Source organism: Glutamicibacter sp. BW78, from assembly GCF_002332245.1.
Lineage (GTDB): Bacteria > Actinomycetota > Actinomycetes > Actinomycetales > Micrococcaceae > Arthrobacter_H > Arthrobacter_H rhombi_A.
The window spans coordinates 1471-2914 of the sequence record NZ_NRGU01000024.1 but is presented as its reverse complement, the minus strand read 5'-3'; the positions used below and the strand labels follow the sequence as shown (position 1 = coordinate 2914).

2 protein-coding genes are annotated in these 1444 nt (G+C 60.7%); both read left to right on the top strand.

The window, feature by feature from the left end; translation table 11 throughout:
- Positions 1–706 (top strand): hypothetical protein (locus CIK75_RS16185; protein ID WP_096223256.1); only part of this gene is annotated, 706 nt, incomplete at its 5' end.
- Complete coding sequence (locus CIK75_RS03705; RefSeq protein WP_096223255.1) at positions 703–1050, top strand: hypothetical protein; 348 nt, start codon at positions 703–705, stop codon at positions 1048–1050. The genes CIK75_RS16185 and CIK75_RS03705, both read left to right, overlap by 4 nt.
- Positions 1051–1444 lie beyond the last annotated feature (394 nt).

Genomic DNA, 1444 nt, shown 5'->3' with positions numbered 1-1444 from the left:
ATCCAGCGGCGAGTCATACCGCCAGGCACTCACCGAACTCCACGACCAGGGCCACGTCGAACACATACCGGCCAGACGCCGCGGCAAAGACGGAAAAATCGTTCCCGTGCGCGCCAAACGCGGGGCACCAGCCAAGGTATTCGTCCCCCAAGACCAATCAGGCACCTTCGAAAAGGTGCCCAAGCGCGGTGCGTTCAAGGCCGAAACCTACTTCCTGGCCGAAGGTGGACGACAAGACGTCGTGGCGATGCCCAAGACCAAGACCGCCAAGGGCCGGAAAGCAGGCCTGCAAGACCTCATGACCAAGATCCGCGGGGTCGCCAAGAGCCAGCGCGCCAACGACAAACGAGTGAAGATCGAGGTCGTCTTCGAAACCGGAGACGGTCGCGGACGCGTCACCGAACTCGGCTCCAAATCCGGATACCACGCATCCGACATCCTCTCCGATGTCCGCACCCTCCACGGAGGGGACTTCGACGACTGGGTCACGCACCAGACCAAAGACAGGTACAAGGACTTCGACACCACGGACCACTCCATGGTCAAGGTCACCATGACTACCTACAACGCGCACCGCTCCAAGGACGAACGCAAGATGGAAGACCAGGCCGGCACCCGCCGGAGAAACCGTGATCCAAGGGGACACCGCATCGTCGACAACGTCCCCGACGGCAACCGCCGGCATCGTAGAAGGAAAAGTGGATGAGCACCGACCAAGTCCGTATCAGGAAGATCTACCTGGACATCCTGGCCAACCACTGGGGACGTACCACCTACGCTGACGTCGATGACGCCACAACCAGGAAGCAGCTCGCCGAGATCGTTGATGACCTGGTCTCCGCCATGGTGGATGAAACCTGGATTGCCGAGTACATGAACGTGACCCTCGAATCCTCCCGGGTCGCCAGGACCCGTTGGAAAGGCCAATTCCCCGAACCGGTGAGCATTGGCAAGGAGTGGGCGCGCGGCGAGGTAGAAGCATTCCTGCAAACACGCACCACCCACACCTTCCGGGGCACCCAACCCAGGAGTCGCCCGGAAACCGAATAACCCCAGCCTGGGCGAAGCTGGGTCCAGCCGGGCACCGCGGCGTCGTATAGGAGCAGGATCTGGAGGTCTGCCTTCAATTCGCCGAAGGGACCGGACGGGCACCGGATTACCAGCAAGCGACCACCAGCCGCGAACGTGAGTTGGGGATGTGGCTGAATCGTCAACAGGCCAAAAGACAACGTGGAGTGCTGCCAATGGCAGCTGCTCGAGATGATGTATTTTGCCGCCGATTGTCGGGTTGCACGCGTTCAACCAATTGGGCACCAGCGTGGGAACGGCAGACACCAACCGGTGAGATGACCCCGCTCAAGACGTAAGCTGAGCAGAATACGGGCTGGAGCTCATCTCCGAGTCCTACGAGCGGAGGGTTCGGTCGGTGGGATTATTTTTGGAT

Coding starts and splice junctions, on each gene's coding strand:
- CIK75_RS03705 (WP_096223255.1), top strand. CDS start 703: ATGAGCACCGACCAAGTCCGTATCAGGAAGATCTACCTGGACATCCTG.